General features: G+C 65.4%; 20 protein-coding genes. 11 read left to right on the top strand and 9 right to left on the bottom strand.

Annotated elements, in window-relative coordinates; genetic code table 11:
- On the top strand, positions 1 to 2,240 hold a 2,240-nt coding region (locus OXQ95_RS17940; RefSeq protein WP_267382916.1), incomplete at its 5' end, for a PAS domain-containing protein.
- A gap of 504 nt (positions 2,241 to 2,744) precedes the next feature.
- Here the strand turns inward: OXQ95_RS17940 and OXQ95_RS17935 are convergent.
- Genes OXQ95_RS17935 through OXQ95_RS17925 form a run of 3 tightly spaced genes read right to left on the bottom strand, consistent with a single transcriptional unit; the run spans position 2,745 to position 6,506 of the window.
- Positions 2,745 to 3,719: a glycoside hydrolase family 130 protein gene (locus OXQ95_RS17935; RefSeq protein WP_267382914.1), complete on the bottom strand. Its 975-nt coding sequence runs from the start codon at positions 3,717 to 3,719 to the stop codon at positions 2,745 to 2,747.
- Complete coding sequence (locus OXQ95_RS17930) at positions 3,709 to 5,034, bottom strand: Gfo/Idh/MocA family oxidoreductase (protein ID WP_267382912.1); 1,326 nt, start codon at positions 5,032 to 5,034, stop codon at positions 3,709 to 3,711. Before OXQ95_RS17930 ends, OXQ95_RS17935 begins: the two co-directional genes overlap by 11 nt.
- Positions 5,031 to 6,506, bottom strand: a complete 1,476-nt coding sequence (locus OXQ95_RS17925; protein WP_267382910.1) for an MFS transporter — start codon at positions 6,504 to 6,506, stop codon at positions 5,031 to 5,033. The genes OXQ95_RS17930 and OXQ95_RS17925 overlap by 4 nt, the downstream gene beginning before the upstream one ends.
- Before the next feature lie 145 nt (positions 6,507 to 6,651).
- Between OXQ95_RS17925 and OXQ95_RS17920 the strand changes: the two genes are divergently transcribed.
- Genes OXQ95_RS17920 through OXQ95_RS17900 form a run of 5 tightly spaced genes read left to right on the top strand, consistent with a single transcriptional unit; the run spans position 6,652 to position 13,100 of the window.
- On the top strand, positions 6,652 to 8,952 hold the full coding sequence (locus OXQ95_RS17920; RefSeq protein ID WP_267382908.1) for a TonB-dependent receptor: 2,301 nt from the start codon (positions 6,652 to 6,654) through the stop codon (positions 8,950 to 8,952).
- Between the two features lie 15 nt (positions 8,953 to 8,967).
- Positions 8,968 to 9,930: an alpha/beta hydrolase gene (locus OXQ95_RS17915; RefSeq protein WP_267382906.1), complete on the top strand. Its 963-nt coding sequence runs from the start codon at positions 8,968 to 8,970 to the stop codon at positions 9,928 to 9,930.
- Between the two features lie 47 nt (positions 9,931 to 9,977).
- Positions 9,978 to 10,619, top strand: a complete 642-nt coding sequence (locus OXQ95_RS17910; protein ID WP_267382904.1) for a TetR/AcrR family transcriptional regulator — start codon at positions 9,978 to 9,980, stop codon at positions 10,617 to 10,619.
- Between the two features lie 7 nt (positions 10,620 to 10,626).
- The gene (locus OXQ95_RS17905; protein ID WP_267382902.1) at positions 10,627 to 11,862 is read left to right on the top strand and encodes a family 1 glycosylhydrolase; all 1,236 of its coding nucleotides are present in this window, start codon (positions 10,627 to 10,629) and stop codon (positions 11,860 to 11,862) included.
- A complete protein-coding gene (locus OXQ95_RS17900; RefSeq protein WP_267382900.1) occupies positions 11,862 to 13,100 on the top strand; it encodes a serine hydrolase domain-containing protein in 1,239 nt (412 codons plus the stop codon). Before OXQ95_RS17905 ends, OXQ95_RS17900 begins: the two co-directional genes overlap by 1 nt.
- A gap of 121 nt (positions 13,101 to 13,221) precedes the next feature.
- Here OXQ95_RS17900 and OXQ95_RS17895 read toward each other — a convergent pair whose 3' ends face one another.
- Complete coding sequence (locus tag OXQ95_RS17895) at positions 13,222 to 14,130, bottom strand: LysR family transcriptional regulator (RefSeq protein WP_267382898.1); 909 nt, start codon at positions 14,128 to 14,130, stop codon at positions 13,222 to 13,224.
- A 92-nt stretch (positions 14,131 to 14,222) separates the two neighbouring features.
- Between OXQ95_RS17895 and OXQ95_RS17890 the strand changes: the two genes are divergently transcribed.
- From OXQ95_RS17890 to OXQ95_RS17875, 4 genes are all read left to right on the top strand, one after another.
- Positions 14,223 to 14,630, top strand: a complete 408-nt coding sequence (locus OXQ95_RS17890) for a nuclear transport factor 2 family protein (RefSeq protein ID WP_267382896.1) — start codon at positions 14,223 to 14,225, stop codon at positions 14,628 to 14,630.
- Between the two features lie 45 nt (positions 14,631 to 14,675).
- Positions 14,676 to 16,112: an aldehyde dehydrogenase family protein gene (locus tag OXQ95_RS17885; RefSeq protein WP_267382894.1), complete on the top strand. Its 1,437-nt coding sequence runs from the start codon at positions 14,676 to 14,678 to the stop codon at positions 16,110 to 16,112.
- Between the two features lie 169 nt (positions 16,113 to 16,281).
- Complete coding sequence (locus OXQ95_RS17880) at positions 16,282 to 16,659, top strand: cupin domain-containing protein (RefSeq protein WP_267382892.1); 378 nt, start codon at positions 16,282 to 16,284, stop codon at positions 16,657 to 16,659.
- Between the two features lie 513 nt (positions 16,660 to 17,172).
- Entirely contained in the window at positions 17,173 to 17,301 is a 129-nt protein-coding gene (locus tag OXQ95_RS17875) for a hypothetical protein (protein ID WP_267382890.1), read from the top strand.
- On the opposite strand, the gene OXQ95_RS17870 is transcribed toward OXQ95_RS17875, so the two are convergent.
- From OXQ95_RS17870 to OXQ95_RS17855, 4 genes are all read right to left on the bottom strand, one after another.
- Positions 17,292 to 18,761 (bottom strand): efflux transporter outer membrane subunit, encoded by a 1,470-nt coding sequence (locus tag OXQ95_RS17870; protein ID WP_267382888.1) that lies wholly within the window; start codon positions 18,759 to 18,761, stop codon positions 17,292 to 17,294. The genes OXQ95_RS17875 and OXQ95_RS17870 overlap by 10 nt on opposite strands.
- Before the next feature lie 4 nt (positions 18,762 to 18,765).
- Positions 18,766 to 20,304 carry a DHA2 family efflux MFS transporter permease subunit gene (locus OXQ95_RS17865; RefSeq protein WP_242098409.1) on the bottom strand — a complete coding sequence of 513 codons (1,539 nt, stop codon included), beginning with the start codon at positions 20,302 to 20,304 and terminating at the stop codon, positions 18,766 to 18,768.
- A gap of 8 nt (positions 20,305 to 20,312) precedes the next feature.
- Positions 20,313 to 21,533: an HlyD family secretion protein gene (locus tag OXQ95_RS17860; RefSeq protein ID WP_267382886.1), complete on the bottom strand. Its 1,221-nt coding sequence runs from the start codon at positions 21,531 to 21,533 to the stop codon at positions 20,313 to 20,315.
- A gap of 574 nt (positions 21,534 to 22,107) precedes the next feature.
- Positions 22,108 to 22,806, bottom strand: coding sequence for a glutathione S-transferase C-terminal domain-containing protein (locus OXQ95_RS17855; RefSeq protein ID WP_267382884.1), 699 nt, complete (start codon positions 22,804 to 22,806; stop codon positions 22,108 to 22,110).
- A gap of 117 nt (positions 22,807 to 22,923) precedes the next feature.
- Between OXQ95_RS17855 and OXQ95_RS17850 the strand changes: the two genes are divergently transcribed.
- The gene (locus OXQ95_RS17850; protein WP_267382882.1) at positions 22,924 to 23,496 is read left to right on the top strand and encodes a TetR/AcrR family transcriptional regulator; all 573 of its coding nucleotides are present in this window, start codon (positions 22,924 to 22,926) and stop codon (positions 23,494 to 23,496) included.
- 86 nt (positions 23,497 to 23,582) lie between these two features.
- On the opposite strand, the gene OXQ95_RS17845 is transcribed toward OXQ95_RS17850, so the two are convergent.
- Positions 23,583 to 23,764: hypothetical protein (locus tag OXQ95_RS17845; protein ID WP_267382880.1), on the bottom strand; the 182-nt coding region annotated here is incomplete at its 5' end.

Genomic DNA, 23,764 nt, shown 5'->3' with positions numbered 1-23,764 from the left:
ATGTGCGTAGTCGGGAGATTTTTGGCTTTTCGGGTGATGCGGATGTTACTGATGAAGCGGTCTTCGGTCGCATTCATGAGCAGGACGTTGCGTCCGTTCACGCTGGGTCGATGGCAGCGGTTGAAGCTGGCCAGTCGCTAAACGTGGCATACAGGATCGTTCTGCCAGATGGCGAACTCCGACATATCGATAGCATGTGCGAGCCGGTGTTCTCATCGGAAGGGCGAACCCGCCTCATGTTGGGTATCTTCGTTGACATCACCGATCAGAAAAATGCCGAAGTAGCACTCCGTGAAAGCGAAGCGCGTTTTCGTACCATGGCTGATCGCGCACCCGTCATGATGTGGGTCACCGACCCCAGTGGCTTTTGTATTCATTTGAACGCCCGGTGGTATGAATTTACGGGTCAGGCACCGGGCGCGGGTGAAGGTTATGGCTGGCTTGATGCGGTCCACCCCGACGATAGACCAGCGGCGGAGGCGGCTTTTGTCTCAGCGAATAACGAACAGCGAGATTACCGGACTGAGTTCCGCTTACGCGCGGCTGATGGAATTCACCGGTGGACGATCGATACCGCAGCCGCAAGGTTTGACGACGCAGGCCGGTATCTCGGTTATGTCGGCTCGCTTATCGATATTGATGACCGCCGTGAGCATGAAGCGCAGCTGGCCTTCAAGGAAGAGCAGTTGCGCCTTGCGATCGACATCGGTGAGATCGGCGAGTGGGACGTTAATCATCTCACCGGCAGCATGTTCTGGCCGCCACGGGTCAAGGCAATGTTCGGGATATCCCCGGATGTCTTCGTAACGCTGGACGATTACCACAACGGCGTTCACCCTGAGGACCACAGAGCAACTCGCGAGGCCTATGAAGCTGCGAGCGATCCCGATCTACGCGCATTCTATGACGTTGAATATCGGACGGTAGACAAGGAAGACGGCATTATCCGCTGGGTTGCTGCTAAAGGCCGCGGCCTGTTCAACGCTGACGGGGTTTGCACTCGGGTAATTGGCACAGCCATCGACATTACCGAACGTAAGCGGATCGAAGAACAGCTCCGCGATTTGAACGAAAGGCTCGAAACGCGTGTAGCCGCACGCAGCGCCAAACTGCAGGAAGCTGAGGACGCTTTGCGTCAAAGTCAGAAAATGGAGGCGATGGGAAGCCTCACAGGCGGCGTCGCCCATGACTTCAATAATTTGCTGACGCCGATCGTTGGGGCGCTAGACCTACTTCAGCGCAAAGGCGTGGGAGGAGAGCGAGAGCAACGACTGATCGCTGGCGCGATTCAATCCGCCGACCGCGCCAGAACTCTGGTTCAGCGACTTCTCGCATTTGCCCGGCGTCAGCCACTCCAACCTGTCGCAGTCGATATTGCGGGTCTTGTGAAGGGGATGGCAGAGCTACTTGCAAGCACCACCGGGCCGCAAGTGGACGTCGTGGTAGACGTAGCAGATGACTTGCCACCAGCGAACGCCGATCCGAACCAGCTCGAGATGGCGCTCTTAAATCTTGGCGTGAATGCCCGCGACGCGATGCCGGATGGCGGCACGCTGCGGATCAGTGCCACCCGTGAAAGCGTTCGTGCTCCGCGCGGCACACTTAAACCCGGACACTATGTCCGACTTTCGGTTGCAGATACTGGTTTGGGGATGGACGAAGCAACGCTCGCGCGGGCTGCCGAGCCGTTCTTTTCGACCAAAGGTGTTGGCAAGGGGACCGGTCTCGGACTGTCGATGGCACATGGTTTGGCAGCGCAGCTTGGGGGTGCCCTCACCATTCAAAGCCGACAGGGTGTCGGCACGAACATCGAGCTTTGGTTGCCTATAAGTGCGGCCATTCTCGACGACGGGGCCGTTGCTCAACTTCCTGCCACACTAGGCAAGGCGTCGGGAGTCGTACTCCTCGTCGATGACGAGGAAGTGGTGCGAGCCAGCACTGCCGATATGCTCGAAGAATTAGGCTATGAGGTGAGCTTGGCGGAGTCGGGCGAAGAAGCATTGAAGCAAGTTGGCGAAGGCCTTCGCCCCGGCCTGTTGGTTACCGATCATCTTATGCCGGGAATGACTGGGGTCGACCTCATTCGCGCCTTGCGAGAGACAAAGCCAAACCTTCCAGTGCTGATCGTTTCGGGCTACGCTGAAACAGAAGGTATTGCCCCGAACCTACCCCGCCTTACGAAGCCATTCCGGAGGGCGGAACTAGAAGCGAGTCTGGCTACCCTTACGGCCAGCCGCTAGATTGCGCCTAAATGATCAGGCTTTCCCAAAATTCCATCCTTTTCGGGAAAAGTGGCTGTTGCGTGATGACAGCCATCGCGTTCTCGAAACCTACCGGACGGCAGTCCGCTAATCTTCGCGTACACTGGCATTGGCTTTGCCAAGGATGACCGTTTCTGCCCGAAGCCGTCGTTCTGCGAGCCTGGTTTGAAAGACTGGAACGTCCCACTTCACGTCGTTTCGGACCGGCCTCCGCGGCTCCTCCGGCTTGGGCTATTCAAATGAACGAACGGGCGAAGTTGGGAAGCGCATAAAGGCCGCTCAATGGCGGGAAGTGGGTCATGGCGAACGTCGGCGAGGCAAGCAGGATCGTGGCTCCGGCCTGAGTAGCGACGAGCGAACCCCAAACAGCATTTGTGATCGACAAACTACCGTCCTACCAAATCCTGACCGTCGAATATCCTCCGCGCCACGCTACCTGCGGCCTCCAAGCTCACCGGACATTGTAAGGGTCACGCAAGACTCTCACGGAGGTGAGAAAGGTAAGGTTATCATTGAGGCGCTCGATACGCCGATTCGAGAATCGGCTAACCCCAGGTAGAGCATCCACCGGCCGCCGAACGCGACCAGACCTTCGGCGAAAAGTACATTGCCCACTTGGCCTTGCGCCTCAGCGGCGTCGATGCGCAGAAACGGTGTCTCCAGCCGGCCGATGACGGCGGTTGGATCCCCGGCATCGAGCAGCAGCTGGCCGGGCTGATAGGCGAAAGGCGGCGTATCGGCGACGCCGCCCTCATAGTGGTTTGCCCCGTTGTAGATCAGGACGATCCCGGCCCCGGTCAACAGCGGTGGCGGTCCCGGTTCGGTAAGCAGCGAATCGAAGCGGTGGCGGCGCGGGCCGGCGATCGCGCGCAAGCCTTGGGGACCGGGTATGCGCTCGAGCACCCAATGGCCCATCGGTCCCACCACGTCAGGATCCCAGGTCAGATACTTGTCCGGCGACGCGTCCATCTCGACAGGGGTCCAGCGCACCAGGTCTTCGGACGTGGCCGCGAAGACCATGCCTTCGCCCCAATACATCCAGTAGCGGCCGTCGACCTGCGCCGCGACCAATTCGCCGTCTTTCAGAGCGGTAACGATCGCCCCTGCCTTGGTCGGGCGGCGGACATGGGCGCTTCCTGCAAAGGCGGGCCCGTGCTTGGTCCACCGCCGCAGGTCTGGCGAGGTGGCGACGAACAGGCAGCCGACTTTGCCATCGAAGGCGGTGTAGGTGCACACGAACGTCCCGTCCGGCGCCTTCACCACGCGGGGATCCTCCAGGCCGCCGGGCCATTCCCACGCCTGCCAGCGATCGTTGCCGGGGGCGAGCACCGGTTCGGTCTCCAGTTCGAAAGCGATGCCGTCGCGGCTGGTCGCAAGGCCGATCCGCGACGTCCCGGCATAGCGGCCCACCCGATCCTCGCCGCGCACCAGCAGGCAGACCCGGCCGTCATGCACCACGGCGCCGGGGTTGAAGGCGTCCTTGGCCGACCATGCGACCTCGCCGACAAGCGGGCAGGCGAAGGTGGCGAGCGACCGATCCTCCAGGATGCGGATCGGGGGAGCGAATGGCCCGATCGCCCAAGCGGGCAGGGTTGCGGTGTCGGTCATGATGATCTCTCCCAGTCGATCGGCAGCGCTGCCGGGCGTTCGACGCGCGATGTGACCGTGACCGCACCGGCGCCCTCCACCGCGCGCTCCAAAGCCAGCAGCGTCTCCAGCACGTGAAGGCAAGCGCGCCACCCGCGCGGGCGGCACGACCGCTGCGGATGGCCGCGGCCATATCGATCACGCCCAGCCCGCGACGATCGCCGAAGCGAAGCGGTGTTTCGGCATCGACGGCGCCCCCGGTCAGCGAATCGGTGCCCGCCATGAGCCGGGCGACCGCGGCCGCCAGGCGCTCGGGCGAGGGGGAAGCGGCTGGTTTGTCGGGACCGTGCGTCTGCCACGTCCGGCCATCCACGCTCAGCCGCGTCGCACCGTCGAAGCCATTGGGATCGGGGGCGACCATCACGCCACCATCGCCGTAGAGTTCCAGCGGCGCGCGGCCATGCGCGGGTATGTCCCATGACAAGGCGAGCGAGACGAGCGCACCCGAGACGAAGCGCAGCGCGCCGGCGACGCTGGTCGATACCGATACGGGAATGGCGGCGCCATCAAGGCCGGCGCGGATGGTGCGCGGTGCAGTGCCGAGCGCGCAGACCTCGGCCACCGGTCCAAGCAGATCGACCAGCTGGCTGAGATGATAGGGCCCTACGTCAAGCAGCGGCCCGCCGCCGGCGGCGTAGAACAAGGCGGGGGCGGGGTGCCAGAGCTCCATGCCGCGCGTGCCGAACGCCGCCGCGCCGCCCGTCACCGTGCCGATCGTGCCTGCATCGATCAGCCGCCGCGCGCGCTGGTGTCCCGCGCTGAGAAGGGTGTCGGGCGCGCAGCCGACCTGAAGACCACGCGCTGCGGCGAGATCGAGAAGCGCGGCGGCATCGTCGAGCGACGTCGCAAGCGGCTTTTCGAGATAGAGATGTTTGCCCGCCTCCAGCACGCGCCGTCCGATCGGGTAATGAAGCGCCGGTGGAGCGAGCACCACGACCAGATCGATCGCGGTGCTCGCCAGCAGCGCGTCGACCGGCATCGCCTGCCCACCATATTGTGCCGCGCTCATCTCGGCCGATGCCATCGTCCGGCTTGCGAGTGCCACGAGTTCAAGGTGCGCCGTGCGCGCGATCGTGCCGCAATAGGCATGGCTCACCATGCCGCAGCCGATGACGCCGATCCTCATGCGGCAAGTGGCGGCAGGTTCGTGGCCAATGTGCGCCGTGCCGCCAGATCGACCAGCATGTCGGCATGGCGCGCGGCGTCGAGCCGGTAGAACAGGCAGGTCAGGGCTGCGGCGACCGCCAGCACGCCGGTGCCGGGGCCGTAGATCGCGCCGATCCATCCGACCGTTCCCGGCGGCAAGGTCAGCCGCGCGGCGTCTTGAACGCCGCTCGGAAAGCCGATCGCCTGCAGCGCGACACCAGCCACCAGCGAGCCGAGACCGGCCGCCGCCTTGCTCGCCAGCGCCCAGCCAGCGAAATACAGCCCTTCGCGGCGTGTGCCGAACAGATGCTCGTGCTCGTCGGCAGCATCGGCCATCATCGAGGCGAAGGCGATCGCGGCCGTTGCCATCAGCATGCCGCCGGCGAACACCGCCGCCGCCAGGATGGCGACCAGCGTCGCACCCTCGAACGGAAAGGCGCCGAGCAGCCGCAGCGTGGCCGGCACCGAGAATGCGGCGGCAAGGCCGATCATGCCCGCCAGCAGCACCGTTCGCTTTTCCAGCCGCTTCAGCAGCGGTCCCGCCAGCGGCGCGCCGAGCAGCAGACCCAGGAACAGTGCGAGCGTGACCGACTGGATCTGCGTGGGTGCCAGCCGCCAGAAATAATTGTCGGCATGGAGCCCGAGCGTCGCATGGACGCTGAGCGCGGTGAATAGCAGGATCGCGCCGATGAACAGGATCCGGAACGATGGGTTGCGGAACACCTCGCGCAATCCGGCGATCAGCTCGGCATGCGCGGCGCCTGCCGCAGCGGCCGGTGCGAATTGCCGGTCGCGCATCCCGAGGAGCGCGCGCATCGCTACCACCGCTCCGATCGCTGCCACCACCGCGAGCGTCGCCGCAAACGGCGTATAGGCGGCCCGCCGGGCCAGCCCACCGGTTCCCGCGAAGAACCCGCCGAAGCCCAGCATCACGGCAACCAGCGCGCCGATCATGGCAAATCCCCAGCGCCACGCCGCGATCGAGGAACGCTCGTCATAATCGTCGGACAGCTCCGCCCCGACGGCGTTGTACGGTAGCAGAAACAGCGAGATCGATATCCGGAGGCCGATCGACAGCGTCGTCAGCCACGCGAACAGCGCCGGCGTCGACCAGCCTCGGGGCAACGAGAAGATCAGCACGAGGAACACGGCCGTGGCGGGCAAACCCACTACCATGAACGGCAGCCGGCGGCCCCAGCGCGACCGCCACCCATCGGACAGCGAACCGATCAGCGGATCGATCACCGCATCGACGACCAGCCCGGCGGCGAGCGCGGTGCCGGCCAATCCGGGCGGGAGGCCGCAAACCGCGGTGACGTAGAAGAACAGGAAGATGGCGACCGCTTGCTGCCCGATCCCGTCGAGCAGCGCGCCGGCGGCATAGCCGAGCTTCGCACCGAACAGGAGCGGCCGGGCATGACGTCCGGGCTGGCGATCCACGGCAGGGGGCATGATGTTCCTCCTCTCTCGACGTTTCTCTTTGGACCGATCCTAGCGCAAATCGAAATGCAATCAACAAAAAGGATGGACGTTCTGTTTGTGTTTGAGTAGGGTTGGTGAAAGGCAGCATCGACTGTCGGATCGAGGGAGATGATCGATGAAGGCACACAGGCTTTTGGCCGTCGCGCTGGGCGGGACTGCGTTCGTCGGGATCGCGCCGTCGGTATGGGCACAGAACGTGCCCGCCGGGCAGGCGACCGCGCCGGCGGACACGGGCGCCTCGACGCCCGATACGCAGCCAGCGAACACGGGCGACATCATCGTCACCGCCAACAAGCGTGAGGAGCGGTTGAAGGACGTGCCGATCACGGTGACCGTCATCAGCGGCGACCAGATCGCCAAGCAGAACATCAACGAAGTTACGGACCTGACGCGTAGCGCGCCCGCGCTCAACTCGGCGGGACCGTTCGGTGCGCTCAGCATCCGCGGCGTCGGTTCGCTCTCGTTCGCGCGGTCTGCCGAAGGGTCGGTGGGGCTCGTCGTGGACGGCGTGGCGCTCGCCAACACCTCGACCAACCCGCCGCAGCTCTTCGATCTGTCGCGCGTGGAAATCCTCGAAGGGTCGCAAGGCACGCTGTTCGGGCGCAACTCGTCGGCCGGCGTCGTCAACATCACGACCAACGCGCCCGATCCGACGCATTACGAGGTGATCGGCCATGCCGACATCGCCAGCCGCAACAACTACATCGGCCGCGGCGTCGTCAACATTCCGGTCGCGGACAATGCCGCGCTGCGCGTGTCGGGCGCATTCAGCCAATCGCCCGAGAACCAGTATAACCGCTACGACGACAGTTCCTTTCGCGTGATCGGCCGCAGCGGCCGCGCGCGCTTCCTGTGGGATCCGATCCCCGATCTCACGATCAACCTGATCGGCGATTACAGCAAGTTCAGCCGCCGCGGCGGTGTACCCTGGAGCGTCTATTATTCCACGCCGGGCAGTCTGCTGAGCCAGCGGCTCGCCGCGTGCGGCATCGTCGTCGGCCCGCAGAACCAGCAGGGTTGCACGAACGGCGGCACCGATACCGAAAGCGAAAGCTGGGGCTTTTCGGGACAGGTCGATGCCCGGATCGGTGACTTCACGCTGACCTCGATCTCGGCCTATCGCAAATTTTCCAGCCAGAATCCGGGCAGCGATGTCGACAGCGTTCCCGTCAACCGGCTCGACATCAATGCGTCGCCGAGCGACATCGAGAATTTCAGCCAGGAACTGCGACTGACTTCGCCGACCGGCGGCCTCGTCGATTACGTGCTCGGCCTCTATTATTTCGACAGCAAGCTCGAATCGACGAACATCCAGCGCGGTCAGATCCTCGCGGATCTCGGCGTGCCGTTCTTCATCGGCCAGGTGCAGAACACGCGATCCTACACCACCAGCTATGCCGCGTTCGGCAACGCGACCGTGCATGTCACCGATTGGCTGCGGCTGATCGGCGGCGCGCGCTATGGGCATGAGGACGTGGCGGCCACTACCGACGCCATGCTGGCGGCGAATGCGGTTGCGCCGATCCTGTCGATCGCGCCGATCCGCGGCCGCGTGACCGACACGTATTTCTCGTTCAAGGCGGGCGCGCAGATCGATTTGAATCGCGACGTCATGCTCTACGGCACCTACACGCGCGGCTATAAGGGGCCGTCGGTGAATGACCAGACCGGCAGCGGCGCCATCCCGCTGATCGTGCAGCCCGAGATCCCGCATTCGGCGGAGATCGGCGTGAAAGCGAACCTGTTCGACGGTCATCTGACCGCGACGCTGGCGGGCTTCCACAACCGGGTCGTCAATTTCCAGGCACAGTTCTTCCTGCCCAGCGCCAGCGCGTTCGTGTTTGGCAACGCGCCTCGGCTCACCACCAACGGCGTGTCGTTCGACCTCACCGGACGTCCGGTGAGGGGACTGACAGTCAATGGCGGCCTGCTCTACAACGATGCCAAATACGGCAGCGGCTATTACGTCGCCTGTGCGCAGGGCCAGACCACCGCGCCGAGCTGTATCACGGTCGGCGGCGGGCGGGTCGATGACGCGGGCGGCAACCAGCTTGCCGGGGCACCACGTTGGAAGGTGACCGGCTATGGCGAGTACGAGACGCATCTGGGCGGTTCGCTGAACGGCTTCGTCAATGCGGACATGGTCTACACGTCCCGCATCTATTGGGACGCCGCCTACGATCCGATCGACACCAACGCGCCCGCGGCGATCTTCGGCGCGCGGGTCGGCGTCAGGACCGCAAACGGACGCTATGGCGTGTCGGCCTTTGCGCGCAACCTGTTCGACACTTATCGATCGACCGTCCGCTTCGCGACGCCGACTGCGCAGCAGCAGCGTGATCCGGTGTCGTTCTCGCAGATCAGCGGCCCGGAATCGCGCCGCGTGATCGGCGGCACGCTCGATGTGAAGTTCTAGAGGCGGAAAGGGGCAATGGCATCCGATCCCGATCCGCGCCGGACGGTTGCCGCCTCGGTCTCGCCCGAAGCGGCGGCGATCCTGCGCATGGTGGGCGCAGCCCTCGCGGCGATGCCGCCGCGCGAGCCGCCCGCCAGCCTTGCCGATTTCGACGCGGCGAACGCGCGTGGCGCTGCTTTTGCCGAGATGATCTCGCCCGGGCCGCTGGCGGCGCTCGCGCCCGTGGTCGAGGTGGGCCAAGCCGGTGGCGTTCCGATCCTCGGCGTCACGCCGCGCGGTTCCTGGGCTGGCGCAGCGCCGCTCGTCTACGTCCATGGTGGCGGCTTCGTCGGCGGATCGGCGCACGCCAACCTGCTGACCGCCGCGGTGGCCGCCGCCACGAGCGGGCGCATGGTGTATTCGATCGACTATACGCTTGCCCCCCGCGCGCGGTGGGACACGATCCTCGATCAGGTCGCCGCCGCCTGGCTCGACGTGGCCGGACGCGGTGGCCCGGCGATGGGATTGATCGGCGACTCCGCCGGCGCCTGCATCGCGCTCGCGGCCAGCCTGCGGCTGCGCGACCGCGGTGCGGTGATGCCGGCCGCACTCGTTGTGCTTTCGCCCGTGGTGGATCTGACGGGTGGCGGCGACACCAACACGACGCTTGCCGCGGTCGATTACCTCGACCGACGGATGCTGGAGCCCGCGCTACGCGCCTATGCCGATCCCGCCGACTGGGCGAACCCGCTGGTCTCCCCCATTCATGCCGATTTCGCACCCGGCTTTCCGCCGACGCTGATCCAGGCGGGCACCCGCGAGACGCTGCTGAGCGACGCGGTTCGGCTCCACCGCGCGCTGCGCGCCGCCGGATGCGATGCGCGGCTCGATCTCTACGAAGGCATGCCGCACGTCTTCCAGCCGATGCTTGCCGAGACGCCCGAGGGCCGCACGGCTTGGGCCGAGATGGCGGCATTCTGGGCGGATCATCTCGTATGACCGCGGGGATGCTGGTGCCGCCGCCGCGACGCCCTAGACTATCCGGCATGGATACGACCGCTCCCCGCCGCACGCGCCGCCCTCAGGCCGAGCGCAGCGCAGACACCCGCGCCAAGCTGATCGAGGCGGCGATCGCCTGCCTGCATCGCTCCGGCTACAGCGCCACGACCGTCTCGACCGTGGCGACCGAGGCTGGCGTCAGCCGCGGCGCGATGACGCACCATTTCGCCGCCAAGAACGATCTGATGCTGGCGGTCGTCCAGCAGGTCTTCGAACAGGACACCGATTTCTACGCCGGCGTGATTGCGAAGACCGATCCCAAGCGCTTCTTGCTCGAGCTGCCCGAGATGATGTGGGGCGTCATCAGCCGGCCGGGCGGTATCGCGGTCGTCGAGATCATGCTCGCGTCGCGTTCCGAGCCCGATCTCGCCGAGAAGCTGCGCGCGCTCCAGTCCGCGATCGACGTGCGTGCGCACGAGTGGAGCAATGTGCGCATCCGCGCGGCCGGGTTCGAGCCGCATCCACAATCCGCGGCGATCCACGAACTCTACGTGGCCGCTGTCCGCGGCCTCGCGATCGAAGCGACCTTCATGGACAACGCGGAGGGCGTGCACCGCTCGCTCGGCGTGCTCACCGAAATCTTCCGCCGTCTCTATCCCGGTCTCGATGAGGCCGTGCCCCAGGAGTGACCTCGCCGTGACTGACACCGCCCGCCGCCCCGTGCCCCCCGGCTTCCTTTGGGGCACCGCCATTTCCGCGCACCAGAGCGAGGGCGGCAACATCAATTCCGACGCCTGGCTGTGCGAGCAGGTGACGCCGACGATCTATGCCGAGCCGTCGCGCGACGCGTGCGACAGCTATCACCGCTACGCCGAGGATATCGCGCTCGCCGCCGATCTCGGCTTCAACTGCCACCGCATCGGCATCGAATGGGCGCGCATCGAGCCGGAAGAAGGACAATTCTCGGCCGCGGCGCTCGACCATTATCGGCGCGTGCTCGACGCCTGCCACGCGCGCGGGCTCAAACCCATGGTCACGTTCAACCACTTCACCGTGCCGCGCTGGTTCGCGGCGCGTGGCGGGTTCGAGGTCGCGGACGGTGCGGATCTGTTCGCGCGCTTCGCCGACCGCGCGACCGCGCGCCTGGGCGATCTGATCGCCTATGCCTCGACCTTCAACGAGGCCAATATCCAGCGCCTGGTCGCCCTGCTGCGCCGTGGACCGGATGCGCGGGCGCCGATCGCGGCGATGATCGCGGCGTGCGCCAAGGCGTGCGGCTCGGATCGCTTCTCGTCCCTGCTCTTTGCGCCCGTCGAGACGTCGGAACCGGTGATGCTCGACGCGCACGCCAAGGCGACGGCGGCGATGAAGGCGGGGCCGGGCGACTTCCCCGTCGGGCTCACGCTGACGATGCAGGATGTGCAAGGGGTCGGCGAGGGGCATCAGGCCGAGGCGCTGATCGACCATCTCTACGGCCCTTGGCTTGCCGTTGCGCGCAACGCCGACTTCATCGGCGTGCAGACCTATAGCCGGGTGCTGGTCGGGCCTGAAGGCCGCCTGCCGCCGCCTGACGGCGCGGAGATGACCGCGGCGGGCTATGAATTCTGTCCGGAGGCGCTCGGCGGCACGATCCGCTTCGCGCACGAACGGATCGGGCGCCCGATCTACGTCACCGAAAGCGGCATCGCGACCGACGCCGACAGCCGCCGCATCGCCTTTCTCGACCGCGCGCTGGCGGCCGTGCGCGGGTGCATGGCGGACGGAATCGACGTCCACGGTTACATCTGCTGGTCGCTGCTCGACAATTTCGAATGGACGCGCGGCTATCACGAGCGGTTCGGCCTGGTGCACGTCGATTACGCGACGTTCGAACGCACCCCCAAGCCGAGCGCGCATTGGCTCGGCGGCATCGCCCGTGGGGGGATGATCTGATGGAGCGGGTGGCGCCCGAGGCGGTGGGCCTGTCTTCCACCGGGCTCGATGCGGTCGATGCGGCGGTTCGCGCGAAGGTGGAGGACGGAACGATCGCCGGCGCGGTGACGCTCGTCGCGCGGCGCGGCAAGATCGCACGGCTGAGCATCATGGGCGTCGATGATCGCGCCACCGGCACCCCGCTGGCCGAAGACACGATCTTCCGCATCTTTTCGATGACCAAGCCGATCACCGGCACGGCGATGATGATTCTCCACGATGAGGGCCGCTGGCATCCCGACGACCCGATCGCCAAGCACCTCCCCGAATTCGCCGGGGTGACGGTGTATGGAGGGGAGGCGCCGGACGGCACGCCGATCCTCATCGAGCCTGACCATCCGCCGACCATGGCCGAGCTGATGACCCACCGCGCCGGCTTCGCCTATGGCATCGCCATCGGACCGGCGAGCGATCGGGTGGAAGAGATGTACCGCGAGGTCGGGGTGCTCGGTGCGGACGATCTTGGCGACATGATCGCACGGCTCGGTACGCTGCCGCTCGCCTATCAGCCGGGTTCGCGCTGGCGCTACAGCCTGGCGATGGACGTGCAGGGCGCGATCGTCGAGCGGCTTTCCGGGCAGACGCTTCCCGTATTCATGGAGCAGCGGATCTTCGCGCCGCTCGGCATGACGGACACCGCCTTCCACGTGCCGCCCGGAAAACGCAACCGGCTGGCGAAGCTCTACCTGAAGACGGGCGATGCGCCGCTCACCGCGATCGCCAACCCGCTGCGGCCCGAGCCCGACGCGGTGCCGGCGATGGCGATGGGCGGCGGCGGGCTGTTCTCGACCGTGATCGACTATGCCCGCTATGCGCAGATGCTGCTGGATGGAGGCGTGCTCGATGGACGCCGGATCGTCAGCGCCGAAGGCGTGCGTGCGCAGATGACCAACCGGCTGCCCGATGCAATGCTCGAACGGGGTTTCGTCGCCGGGCATCACCGTTTCCGTCCCGGGTTCGGCTATGGCTATAACGGCGTGGTCGTCACCGATCCGGTGCTTGCCGACCTGCCGGTGGGCGTCGGCAGCTATTTCTGGGACGGCGCGGCGGGGACGTGGTTCTGGGTCGATCCGGTGCATGACCTGCTGTTCGTCGGCATGATCCAGCTCCTGTCCTACACCGCGCCGCCACTCCAGGAGACGACGCAGCGGCTCATCGCCGCAGCGATCCGCCGCGATCAGGTGCTCGGCGCGTCCTGAGCTGTTCGCCTGCGATCCGCCACGCAGACTGTCCGGAGCGATGCCGAGCCGGCAAACCTTTTCGTGAGAGGTCTGGTGCGGCCGTTGCGGCACCGCGAGCAACCGGGCGCCACTGCCGCCCTCACCGGCTGCGGTTGGCCGCATCGCCAGACTCGCGGAGCAGGTTAACTAGCGCGCGCAGCCCGGCGGGGAGGTGGCGCCGCCCGGGATAGTATAACGCAAGGCCGGGCGACGGTGGCGTCCACTCCTCGAGGACGCGAACCAGGCTCCCCATGGCAAGGTCTCGCTCCACGTTCCAACACGACAGGAAGGCTAGTCCGACGCCTTCTCGCGCAGCCTCGAGCATCAGGGCCGGCTCGTCGAGGATGAGCGGACCCGTACCCATGAAGCTGACATGCTCGTCGCCCTTGCTCAAACGCCAATCGTTTATCGCGCGGCTCGGTGACCTGTCGTGGATGCAGCGATGCTGCGCGAGATCCGCCGGCACATGAGGTTTCGCCCGCTTCTCGAAGTAACCCGGCGACCCCACGACCGCAAAGCTGAGGTCACCGCCGAATGGGACGGCGATCATGTCCTGCGGCACCGATTCAAGCATTCGCACGCCTGCATCAAAGCCGTCGCGCACGATGTCCACCTTGCGGCTCTCCGTCACGATTTCCACGGTAATCGCGGGATAGCGGTGCAGATATTCGTAGAGGACCGGGTCGAGAAGCCGCCGCGCCGCGCCTACCGAGGCGTTGATGCGCAGACGCCCGGTCGGCGTTTCCTGATGGGCGCCTGCCCGCTCGATTGCCGCCCGGATCATCCCCATCGCTGGCGCGAGTTCGCCGACGAACGCCTCACCTGCCTCGGTCAGGGACACGCTGCGCGTTGTCCGGTGGAAGAGGCGCACCCCCATCTCCTGCTCGAGAGCGGCAATGGCGTGGCTGATGGCGGAGCGCGACACGCCGATCTCGAGCGCGGCCGCACGGAAGTTGCGCAGGCGTGCGACCGCCAAAACAGCGTCGAGTCCGCTTAGGCGTGTTGGCATTGTCCCGTATTCCTCACCGCTTCGTCCAGGAATGTCCGTCTTATCTCACTGGACGGTAATTGCCAGATGAGGTCCGGAACCGAGGACGACGCATGACGGACATGGCTGCCGACATTCTGGCGATCATCACGCTTACCGCCCGCTTGGCGCAGGCGGCCGACGACTGCGACCTCGACGGCTACGCAAGCTGCCTCGCGACCGCGGTGGATGGCGGGGAGCGACGCGCGTTCGCGAGCGCATCGATCGGTTGTATCGAAGACCTGACGTGGACTCATCATCAGCTGATGAACCACATCGTCACGGTGGCCGGCGAGAGGGCAAGCGCGGCGGTCGACGTCGTCGTCGACATGGAACGGACAGACTTGAGCGGATCGCGCACCGCGAGGGTCGGAGGACGATACGATCTCGGCTTCGTGCGGACTGACGGGGGCTGGCTCATCGATCACCGGGTCATGCACCGCCGCTACGTGCGAGGCGACGCCGATCTCGTCGGCATGTGAGCCGGGCGGCTCAACTACTCATAACCATCCAAAAGGAGAGTTCGCATGCGACGTTTCGACCAGGCTTATTATGACGGCGCCTTCCAGGCCGTATGTGGCCGCGAGGAACTGGCGCTGTTCAACCCGACCACGGAGCAGCCATCCGGGGTGCTGGTGATGGCGGACGAGGAGGATGCGAGGCTTGCCGTGGCTAGCGCCGTCAAGGCCTTGCCCAAGTTTGCCGCCACCCGTCGCGACGATAGGATCGCGCTGCTCAGGGCACTCAGCGACGCGGTTCGCGCCCGCAGCGAGGAACTGACGGCAGCGACGGTGGCCGAATATGGCGGCCCCGTGCGTGAGGCGAGCTGGCGCGCTGGCCTGGCGGCTGACAATTTTCTCGCTGCCGCCAGGCTGCTCGAGGACTTCCCGTTCACGCGCTGGATCAACGACGCCGAGGTGGTTGCGCAGTCGGTCGGGGTCGCGGTCCACATCGTGCCGTGGAACAGCCTCTACAACGCGATCAGCGTCAAGATGGCCGGCGCACTCGCCGCCGGCTGTCCGGTGGTGGTCAAGCCCAGCGAATACAGTCCATGGCAGACCCGGATCTTCACCGAGTGCCTCCACGCGGCTGGTGCCCCAAAAGGCGTGATCAACGTCGTGATGGGGCGCGGCGACGTCGTGGGCGCGGCGCTGACCGCTAGCCCCGAGGTGCGCAAGATCTCGTTTACGGGCTCTACGCCGGTCGGCAAGTCCATCATGCGCGACGCCGCGGGGAGGATGGTCCGCACCACGCTCGAACTCGGCGGCAAGGCGCCGGTCATCGTGATGGATGACGCCGACATGGCGAAGGCAGCCGCATCGGCGTTGGCGATGGGCTTCATGAACAATGGTCAAGCATGCATCGCCGGAACCCGGATCCTTGTGCCCCGCCGAATGATCTCCGCTTTCTGTGCCGCCTTGGAGATCGCGGTCGCGAGAATCGTCTCGGGCGATCCGTCGGATGCCAGGACGACGATGGGGCCGCTGGTCAATCGTGCGCAATACGACCGGGTCCAGGGATACATTCGCAGGGGTATCGCCGAAGGGGCGACGCTGCTGACCGGCGGGGAGGGGCGGCCTGAGCATCTCGACCGCGGACTGTTCGCCCGGCCGACGGTGTTCCGCGACGTGACCAACACGATGGCGATCGCGCGCGAAGAGATCTTCGGGCCGGTCCTTTGCATCATCGGCTATGACGACGACGAGGATGCGATCGCCATCGCGAACGACACCCCCTTCGGACTTCACGCCTACGTCCTCGGCGAAGGCGTCGAGCGCGCGCGGGCCATCGCGGGTCGGCTAGATGCCGGACGGGTGGCGATCAATGCGTCCGCCCACGAGCCACTGGCGCCTTTTGGCGGCTTCAAGGAACCGGGGATCGGCCGGGAATATGGCGTCTACGGCATCGAGGATCATCTCGAGTTCAAGGCGATCCTTGGCCGCAGCGCGCCGCGAGATGCGTGAATGTTCATCAGACCAATTGACTCCGTTTCGAGGAGGATGACATGACGCGAACCGTTTCGGCTGTCAGCGACGTCGAGTCAGCCATGCTTTCCCAGCCCGCGCCGTTCCGGCTCATGGGGAACAGGTATCGGTCACCGTGCCGGGAGAGCGGACCGGTGGCCAGCTTTCCATGATAACCTCGCTGAGCCCGCCCGGCGGCGGTCCCCCACCGCATATCCACCGGCGGGAGGACGAGACGCTGGTGGCGCTGGATCCTGGGTTCGAGGTGCTGATCGACGGCCAGTGGGCGGCGCTGGCCATCGGTAGCGCGGCGTTCATCGTGCGCGGCACGCTTCATACGTTCCGCAACGTGGGCACGCAGCCCGCCCGTCTCGTTGCGCATTACACCCCGGCGGGGTTCGAGCGGTTCTTCGCCCTATTCGCGCTAGGTGGCACTCCCGACAATGCCATGGACCGCCTCGCTGCGGCGGCGGCAAGCGTGGGTACGCAATTCTTTCCGGGTCCGCTGATGAACGAGAATATGCAGAGCAGGTGGTCGTCGGACTAGCCGGGTCAAACCGCGAGGGAGATCTGCACCGCGCTCGCCGTGAATATTGGGGACCGGCTGATCGCCGCTGCGGCGGCGCAGCGGGTGTGGGAAGTCTCGTCCACTCTCAGCAACGGCTCGCGCCGACCACAGCAGGTATACCTCGCCTCTGTCCGGTGTCCTGAGGCCTTCGGGCGTGATGAGCTAGACCAGACTGTACCCCGATCATCGGTGGCTTGCATCGGTTACTCCAAAATCCAGGTCACGATCCGATGCCATTCAGAGGTGTGGCTTGTCGCCTGAGGTCCTGCCGAGCCGCGGATGAACGAATGTCCGCTTTTGAGGAGCCGCGAAGCTAGCGCGAAGGACTGACATTGGGTCGACGCGGCGGTGAGCAGCGTCGGCAGGTTTCGACGCGAGCGGGACGTTGGCATTCAGCGGGCAAAGGTAAGTATCGTTGGCTTGAACCCGCCTCAGGGTTGGGACACGATAGGCCATCGGGCAAGATCCGAGAGCGTTCTCGTGGAGCGTGGCATGGAAGAGCTTAACCAGGTGGCGGGCGAAGGCTTGTGTCGGGAGTCTAGTCTCTATCCCGCCGTGTTCGGGTCAATGCTCGCCGCAACGATCGCGCTCGTGCTCGCGCTCTGCCTGGGCTATCTCTGAGCGGCGACTGTAGAGGTTACGGCGCTGTCCGCGTTGCCGGTCCAGCCCCCCGCGGTCGCGACATACAGACGCGCGACGTTTAGGAACTGACGCGCACGCGACTCGACCAGGTTCGAGGTGGCCCGCTGGTAGAGCCGTTCCGAGTCGAGCGTCTGCAGGATGCCGGTGTTGCCGACTTGGAAACTCCGCCGCGACAGACCGAGCGAGCGGCTCGCGACGTGGACGGCCTCGCGCTGGTTGGCGACCGAACGCGCATCGCTGTCGAGCGACTGCAACAGGTCGGCGACCTGGCGGAAGGCATCGAGCACGGTCTGGCGGTATGTCGCGTCCGCTGCCCGCGCCCGCTCGACGGCGGCTTGCTTCTCGGCCTTCAGCGTCCCGCCGTGGAAAATCGGCGCGGTCAGCCCGGCGAACAGATCGAAGCCGCGCGTCGCGCCCGAGAAGAGGTCGCCGATCCTCGGTGTGCCCTGCGTCATGGTCGCGCCGAGCGTGATGTCGGGATACAGGTTCGCGGTGGCGACACCGACCGCGGCGGTCGACGCATGGAGGTTCGCCTCCGCCTGCAGGATATCGGGCCGCTGATGGACCAGCGCGGACGGCAGCGTGACCGGGACGGAGCGCGGTAGCGTGAAGCCGTTCAGGTCGAACTCGGTCGCGCCGAGATCCGCCGATGCGGTGCCGGTAAGCGTCGCGAGCAGGTGGCGCGCCTCGGCAAGCTGTTGCCCGAGCTGCGGAATGTCCGATCGATCGGCTTCGTACTGCGCCTGCGCGTTGAGCACCTCGACCAGCGTTCCTTCGCCCGCATCCTTGCGCTTCTGCGTCAGGTCGACGTTGCGGCGATCCTCGGCCAGCAGCTGGTTTGCGGTCTCGATACGCGTACGGATCGCGGCGATAAGGAGGACCTGATTGACCACCTGGCCCGCGATCGAGAGATGTGCGGCCTGCGTCTGGCGGAGTTGCGCGTCCGCTTCGGCACCGACCTGCTCGGTCTCGCGGCGGCGCCGGCCGAACAGGTCGAGCGGATACGAGATGCCGCCGCCAACCGAATAGAGATCAAATTCCGGATTGGTCCCGGGGAAGCCGAACGCCTGGAGATTGACCTGCTCGTGCTCGACGCGGGCGTTGGCATCGACCTGAGGCAGTTGTCGTCCACGCGCGGCCGTCAATTCCTGCCGCGCCGCCGCTAGCGTCGCGTTGCTGGCTTCCAGCGAGGCGTTGTGTGCGATCGCCCGATCGACGAACGCATCGAGCTGGGACGATCCGAACGCGCGCCACCAGGCGAGTTGCGGTCCCTGTCCGGGCATAGCGGACGGGCCCCCGGTATCGCGCGGTGCAGGATCCGCGGGCGATACATAGCCGGTCTGGCCAGGGGCGGCGGGGCGCGTGAAATCCGGGCCGACGGTGCAGCCGGCAAGTGCGAGTGCGGCGCTCGCCACAAGGAATGGAGTGCGACACGTCATTGGCTCAGTCCATGTGCATGGTCGGCGCCGCAGCCCCTTTTCGAGGCGGGCGCATGAGGAAGATCAGCGGGGCGGTGATCAGCGTCACCACGAACAGCGCGTAGAAGGCATCGATATAGGACACCATGCTGGCCTGGCGGGTGATCTCGCCGTTGAGCCGGGCGAGGTCCGACAGCGAAGTGAAGTCGAAATCGGGCATGGCGGCGGTCATCGCCGGGTTGTCGGGTCGCACACCCTCGACGAGCCGTGCGTGCACCGTGTCGGTGTTGCGGATCGTCATGAACTGCAGCACCGAGATGCCGATCGCCGAGCCGATGTTGCGGATCAGCGTGAACATCGCCGCGCCTTCGTTGCGCAGACGGCTGTCGAGCGTGGCGAACGCGACCGTCGACAGCGGCACGAACACGAGGCCCGTGCCCAGCCCCTGGATGAACCCGGTACTGACGATCAGGCGCTCGTCCATTCCCAGCGAAAAGCCGCTCATCCGCCACGTCGAATAGGCGGCGATCATCAGCCCGGTGCCGATCAGCAGGCGCGGATCGACCCGCTTGATGAGTTGCCCGACGGTGATCATCGAGATCATCGTCCCGAGGCCGCGCGGCGCGGTGACGAGCCCGGTCAGGACGACGGGATACCCCATCAGCCCCTCCAGCATCGGTGGGAGCAGCGCGAGCACCGAAAAGATCAGCACGCCGAGAAAGAAGCCGAGGACCGAACTGGCGACGAAATTGCGGTCCGCGAACAGCGCGATGTCGATGAACGGCTTTTTCGCGGTGAGCGTCTGGACGATGAACAGATAGAAGAAGAAGACCGCCAGGGCCGCCTCGATGATGATCTCGCGGCTGGAGAACCAGTCGAGCTGTTGCCCGCGATCGAGCATCACCTGGAACGAGGCGATCGCCAACGCCAGCATCGCGAAACCGAACAGGTCGAGCTTGATCTTCTCGATCGACTTGGTCTCGGACAAGAAGAAATACAGCCCTGCAAAGGCGAGCACGCCGATCGGCAGGTTGATGAAGAACACCCAACGCCAGTCGTAATTGTCGGTCAGCCAGCCGCCGAGCGCAGGGCCGACGATCGGCCCGAGGATCGCGCCCATCCCCCAGATCGACATTGCCGAACCGTGATCCTCGGGCTTGTTGATGTCGAGCAGGATCGCCTGGCTCATCGGTACCAGCGCCGCGCCGAATACGCCCTGGAGCAGGCGGAAGCCGACCAGTTCGCCGAGGCTGGTGGCCACGCCGCACAGCCCGCTGGCGATCGTGAAACCGATGATCGAATAGAGCATCAACCGCTTGCGCCCGAACCGCCCCGCCATCCAGCCGGTCAGCGGCGTCACGATCGCGGCGGCGACGATATAGCTCGTCAGCACCCAGGTGATCTGGTCGGCGGAGGCCGAGACGCTGCCCTGCATGTGCGGGAGCGCGACGTTGGCGATTGTCGAATCGAGCGAGTTCATGACCGTAGCCGCCATCACCGACGCGGTGATGAACTTGCGCGTCGTCGGGTCGGGAAGGCCCGTGTCGGCTACGGTGTTTGCCACGGCATTCGTCACCGGACAGCGTTGCCCGGCGGGGCGGGGGGCTGTGCGGGGGGCGGTGCCGAGGGCGGCGTATCGGCGCCGAACAGGTGACGGACATGCCCGGTATCGACATCGACCTCGACGCTGAGCCCGGCATGGAGCGGCACGTCGGTCGGAATGCGGTCCAATGTCAGTTCGACTGGCAGCCGCTGGACGACTTTCACCCAGTTGCCCGTCGCATTCTCCGCGGGCAGCACCGAAAAACTGTTGCCCGTACCGGGGCTGAAGCTCGTCACGCGCGCGGTCAGATGCTGGTCTGGAAACGCGTCGATCTTCACGGTCGCCGGCTGGCCGAGCCGCATGTACCGCAGCTGATCCTCCTTGAAGTTCGCCTCGACCCAGATGCGCGTGCCGGCCAGGCTGAATACGGGGCGGGCGACAGTGACGTAGTCGCCGACCTGAAGCTGATCCACCTTGGCGACGATCCCGTCCTGTGCGGCACGGATGACCGTGTAGCCCAGGTTGAGCCGTGCGCGGTCGAGCGCCGCCTGCGCACGCTGCACGCCAGGCTGTCGGCCGAGCGGCGCATTGACGTCGCCGGACAGCTGCGCCTGCACGCTCGCATTCTGTTGCTGCGTCGTCTGGATCGCCTGGCGCGCGGTCTGCGCGGCGAGCTGTGCCTGGTCATACTGCGCCTGGCTCGAAATTCCCTCGCCGACGAGCTGCTTTTGCCGCGCCGCCTCCCGCTCGGCATACAGTACGCGAGTGCGCGCCGTCGCCAGCTCGGAGGCACCTTGCGCGTAATTGGCGCGCAGCGATCCTACTGCGGTGACCGCCGCCGCCAGCTGTGCCTGCGCCTCGGCGACCTCCGCCTTGAAGGGGGCTGGATCGAGTTGGAACAGCAGGTCGCCTTTGTGCACGTACTGGTTGTTGCGCACCGCGATCGCAACGACGCGGCCCGGCACGTTGGGGCTGACCGACACCAGACCCGACTGAAGGTAGGCGTTGTCCGTTGTTTCGTAACGACCTCCATGCAGGTAGAAGGCGAGCGTACCAACGAGAAGGATAATTGGTGCAATCAACAGTAGCGGCTTACGCCACCGCCGCCGCGCAGGCTCGAGGGAAACCACATGCCCTGTCTCTGGGACCGTTTTCTCCGATACGGTCTCGCCTGGATCGAACTCGTCGCCCATGAGGCCGTGGCCCTCGGCAGTACGATCTATCTCAATGCGGGAAGCGTTGTCCGCCATCGGCTGCCTCGTCTCAAAGCACCGTATCGACAGCTACCTGGTTCATCGGCACGGCATACATATTACGTATGGTAGCCTGACCTAATTAATGCTGATGGGCGTAATGTAAATGGGACGCTTAAATTGTTGGGAACTCACGCAAACTCGATGATCGGCATGTCGTTATGGGCGTCAGTCACCTAGCCGGTTACCTCGCTGACCAGACATGCTCGCGTGTGATGTAGGGACGGGAACCCGGTCGATCTCGCACATTAACGAATGTCGGACGTCGGGGAGGCGAAACAGCCTCCTGGATGGCGGCTTATGGGTCAGTAGTCACGAGCCATACTTATCGCGCTCGTGCCGCTTCGACATCCGGGCCGCCGCCGCCTAGTCTAAATGGCCTTGATCAGCCATCACCCGCATCTTCTCGGCGCGCGGCTCGATGACGCGTGCGTTCGACGCCCACGGGCTCACCGCGGCGTTGATGATCGCCGGCGCTCCGCCGTTCGCCGCCGCCTGAACAGCATCGGGCGCAACGCGGGTCGGCGGAGAACATTTCTCCCCGCCGACCTCCTGTTGGCAGGTCGTCCGCTCAGGCGCGAGTGTCGAGTTCCGGGACGCCGCTCTGACCATCGGCATAAGCGGCCAGAAAGGTCGGCCGCGTCTGCCAGCGCCGCCAAAAGGCATCGATATACGCGAAGCGCTCGTCCAGCGGGGTGGCGTTGACCGGGAACTTGGAGAAGGCGATCGCCGTCGCCAGCGTGATGTCCGAGAACGTCGGCTCGTCACCGCCCAAGAGCCACGGTCGTCCGTCCGAAAGGTGCCGATCGACCAAGGCGGCGTGCGCCAACGCCTCCTTACGCGAATGCTCCCCCCATGCGGGGTTGTTCGTCAGCTCCAGCTTGGGGCCGAGACCCTGGTGCAGCACGTGGAACGCGGTGACGATCGGGTAGAGAATGTGTACTGAGACCCGGTTATCCCACATCTGGTCGAGGCCACGCTCGTGCGCCGTTTCGCCCATGATCTTGCGGCCCTCGAAGCTGTCGTCGAGGTAGCGCGCAATGGCGGAGGTTTCGCTCAGGAACGAGCCGTCGGCCAGCGCCAGCGTCGGCGTCTCGCCCCAGGGGTTCATCTTCAGGTGCCGCCACCCTCGCTGCTCGCCGACGGGCGACATGTCGTACACCGTCTCGGCGAAGCTATCGGCAATGCCTTTCTCGTGCATGAAGATGCGCAGTCGCTGCGGGTTGGGGAAGGCGGAGGGAGATGTGAAGAGCGTCAGCTTGCTGGCCATCAGATGTCTCACTTACATTGTACCAATCACCTGCCTGTCAGATGACAGGTACTCTTTTGCGGCTGAGAACTTGCACTGTCAACCCCTGCCTGCCATATGACAGGTGGAGGTTCGAAGATGGCGACTACCAAGGAAAATGCGCGGGAAGCGATCCTGCTTGCCGCGCGCGAGGCGGCAATGGCTCGGGGCTATGGCGGCATCAATTTTCGCGATCTGGCGGCGACGGTTGGCATCAAGGCGGCCAGCATCAACTATTACTTTGCCAACAAGGCGCTGCTCGGCGAGGCGGTGGCGCGTCGCTATTGGGAGGACATCGCCCGCGATCTCGAGGCGATTTCGGTGAAGGCCAAGTCGCCTGCTGATGCGCTGCGGCAATACCCTGGCATCTTCCGGGCATCTCTGGAGCGCGACAACCGGATGTGTCTGAGTAGCTTCATGGCGGCGGAGCATGATGCGCTTCCCGCACCGGTGCTAAGGGAGGTCCAGGCCTTCGCCGACGTCAATGTGGCGTGGCTAAGTCGTCAGCTCGTCGCTGCAAGGCTCGGCGATCCCGACAGCTTGGATGATAGAGCCCGCGCGATCTACGGTGCGGTCGCTGGCGCCCAGATCCTGGCACGAAGCAGGTCTGACGTGGCCGTCTTTGATGCCCTGATCGAAAGCTACCGTAAGGCGGGGCCGCTTCCCAGCTAAGGACTCTTCGAAGGTGCTCGATCAGCGGCAGCTTTGAATAACCGTTTGGTTCGACCGGCAATTCGAACGTCCTGCTGCCGCGTGTATCAGCTTAACGGATGGCCGAAATCGGGAAGCGTACAGAGGGCGTTGGACGGCCGGTATTGGGTCAAGTCGCGCCGGAAAACCGACGATTCGGTCAGGCAATTGAAAGGGGTAGATTTTGTAAGAGCCCGACCGAAAATTGAGTTGAGCGATTTCAGTAGCTTGTGATTCACCGGGGGTTGCG

It is taken from the genome of Sphingomonas sp. GC_Shp_6, from assembly GCF_026540835.1.
Taxonomy (GTDB): Bacteria; Pseudomonadota; Alphaproteobacteria; order Sphingomonadales; family Sphingomonadaceae; genus Sphingomonas.
This window is presented reverse-complemented; position numbering and strand designations above follow the sequence as displayed.

Excerpts from the sequence above, each read along its gene's own strand:
- OXQ95_RS17880 (WP_267382892.1), top strand. The coding sequence starts at position 16,282 with ATGATAACCTCGCTGAGCCCGCCCGGCGGCGGTCCCCCACCGCATATC.
- OXQ95_RS17920 (WP_267382908.1), top strand. The coding sequence starts at position 6,652 with ATGAAGGCACACAGGCTTTTGGCCGTCGCGCTGGGCGGGACTGCGTTC.
- OXQ95_RS17860 (WP_267382886.1), bottom strand. The coding sequence starts at position 21,533 with ATGGCGGACAACGCTTCCCGCATTGAGATAGATCGTACTGCCGAGGGC.
- OXQ95_RS17895 (WP_267382898.1), bottom strand. The coding sequence starts at position 14,130 with ATGCCAACACGCCTAAGCGGACTCGACGCTGTTTTGGCGGTCGCACGC.
- OXQ95_RS17855 (WP_267382884.1), bottom strand. The coding sequence starts at position 22,806 with ATGGCCAGCAAGCTGACGCTCTTCACATCTCCCTCCGCCTTCCCCAAC.
- OXQ95_RS17930 (WP_267382912.1), bottom strand. The coding sequence starts at position 5,034 with ATGAGGATCGGCGTCATCGGCTGCGGCATGGTGAGCCATGCCTATTGC.
- OXQ95_RS17875 (WP_267382890.1), top strand. The coding sequence starts at position 17,173 with ATGGAAGAGCTTAACCAGGTGGCGGGCGAAGGCTTGTGTCGGGAGTCT.
- OXQ95_RS17910 (WP_267382904.1), top strand. The coding sequence starts at position 9,978 with ATGGATACGACCGCTCCCCGCCGCACGCGCCGCCCTCAGGCCGAGCGC.
- OXQ95_RS17850 (WP_267382882.1), top strand. The coding sequence starts at position 22,924 with ATGGCGACTACCAAGGAAAATGCGCGGGAAGCGATCCTGCTTGCCGCG.
- OXQ95_RS17870 (WP_267382888.1), bottom strand. The coding sequence starts at position 18,761 with ATGACGTGTCGCACTCCATTCCTTGTGGCGAGCGCCGCACTCGCACTT.
- OXQ95_RS17925 (WP_267382910.1), bottom strand. The coding sequence starts at position 6,506 with ATGCCCCCTGCCGTGGATCGCCAGCCCGGACGTCATGCCCGGCCGCTC.
- OXQ95_RS17890 (WP_267382896.1), top strand. The coding sequence starts at position 14,223 with ATGACGGACATGGCTGCCGACATTCTGGCGATCATCACGCTTACCGCC.
- OXQ95_RS17915 (WP_267382906.1), top strand. The coding sequence starts at position 8,968 with ATGGCATCCGATCCCGATCCGCGCCGGACGGTTGCCGCCTCGGTCTCG.
- OXQ95_RS17885 (WP_267382894.1), top strand. The coding sequence starts at position 14,676 with ATGCGACGTTTCGACCAGGCTTATTATGACGGCGCCTTCCAGGCCGTA.
- OXQ95_RS17900 (WP_267382900.1), top strand. The coding sequence starts at position 11,862 with ATGGAGCGGGTGGCGCCCGAGGCGGTGGGCCTGTCTTCCACCGGGCTC.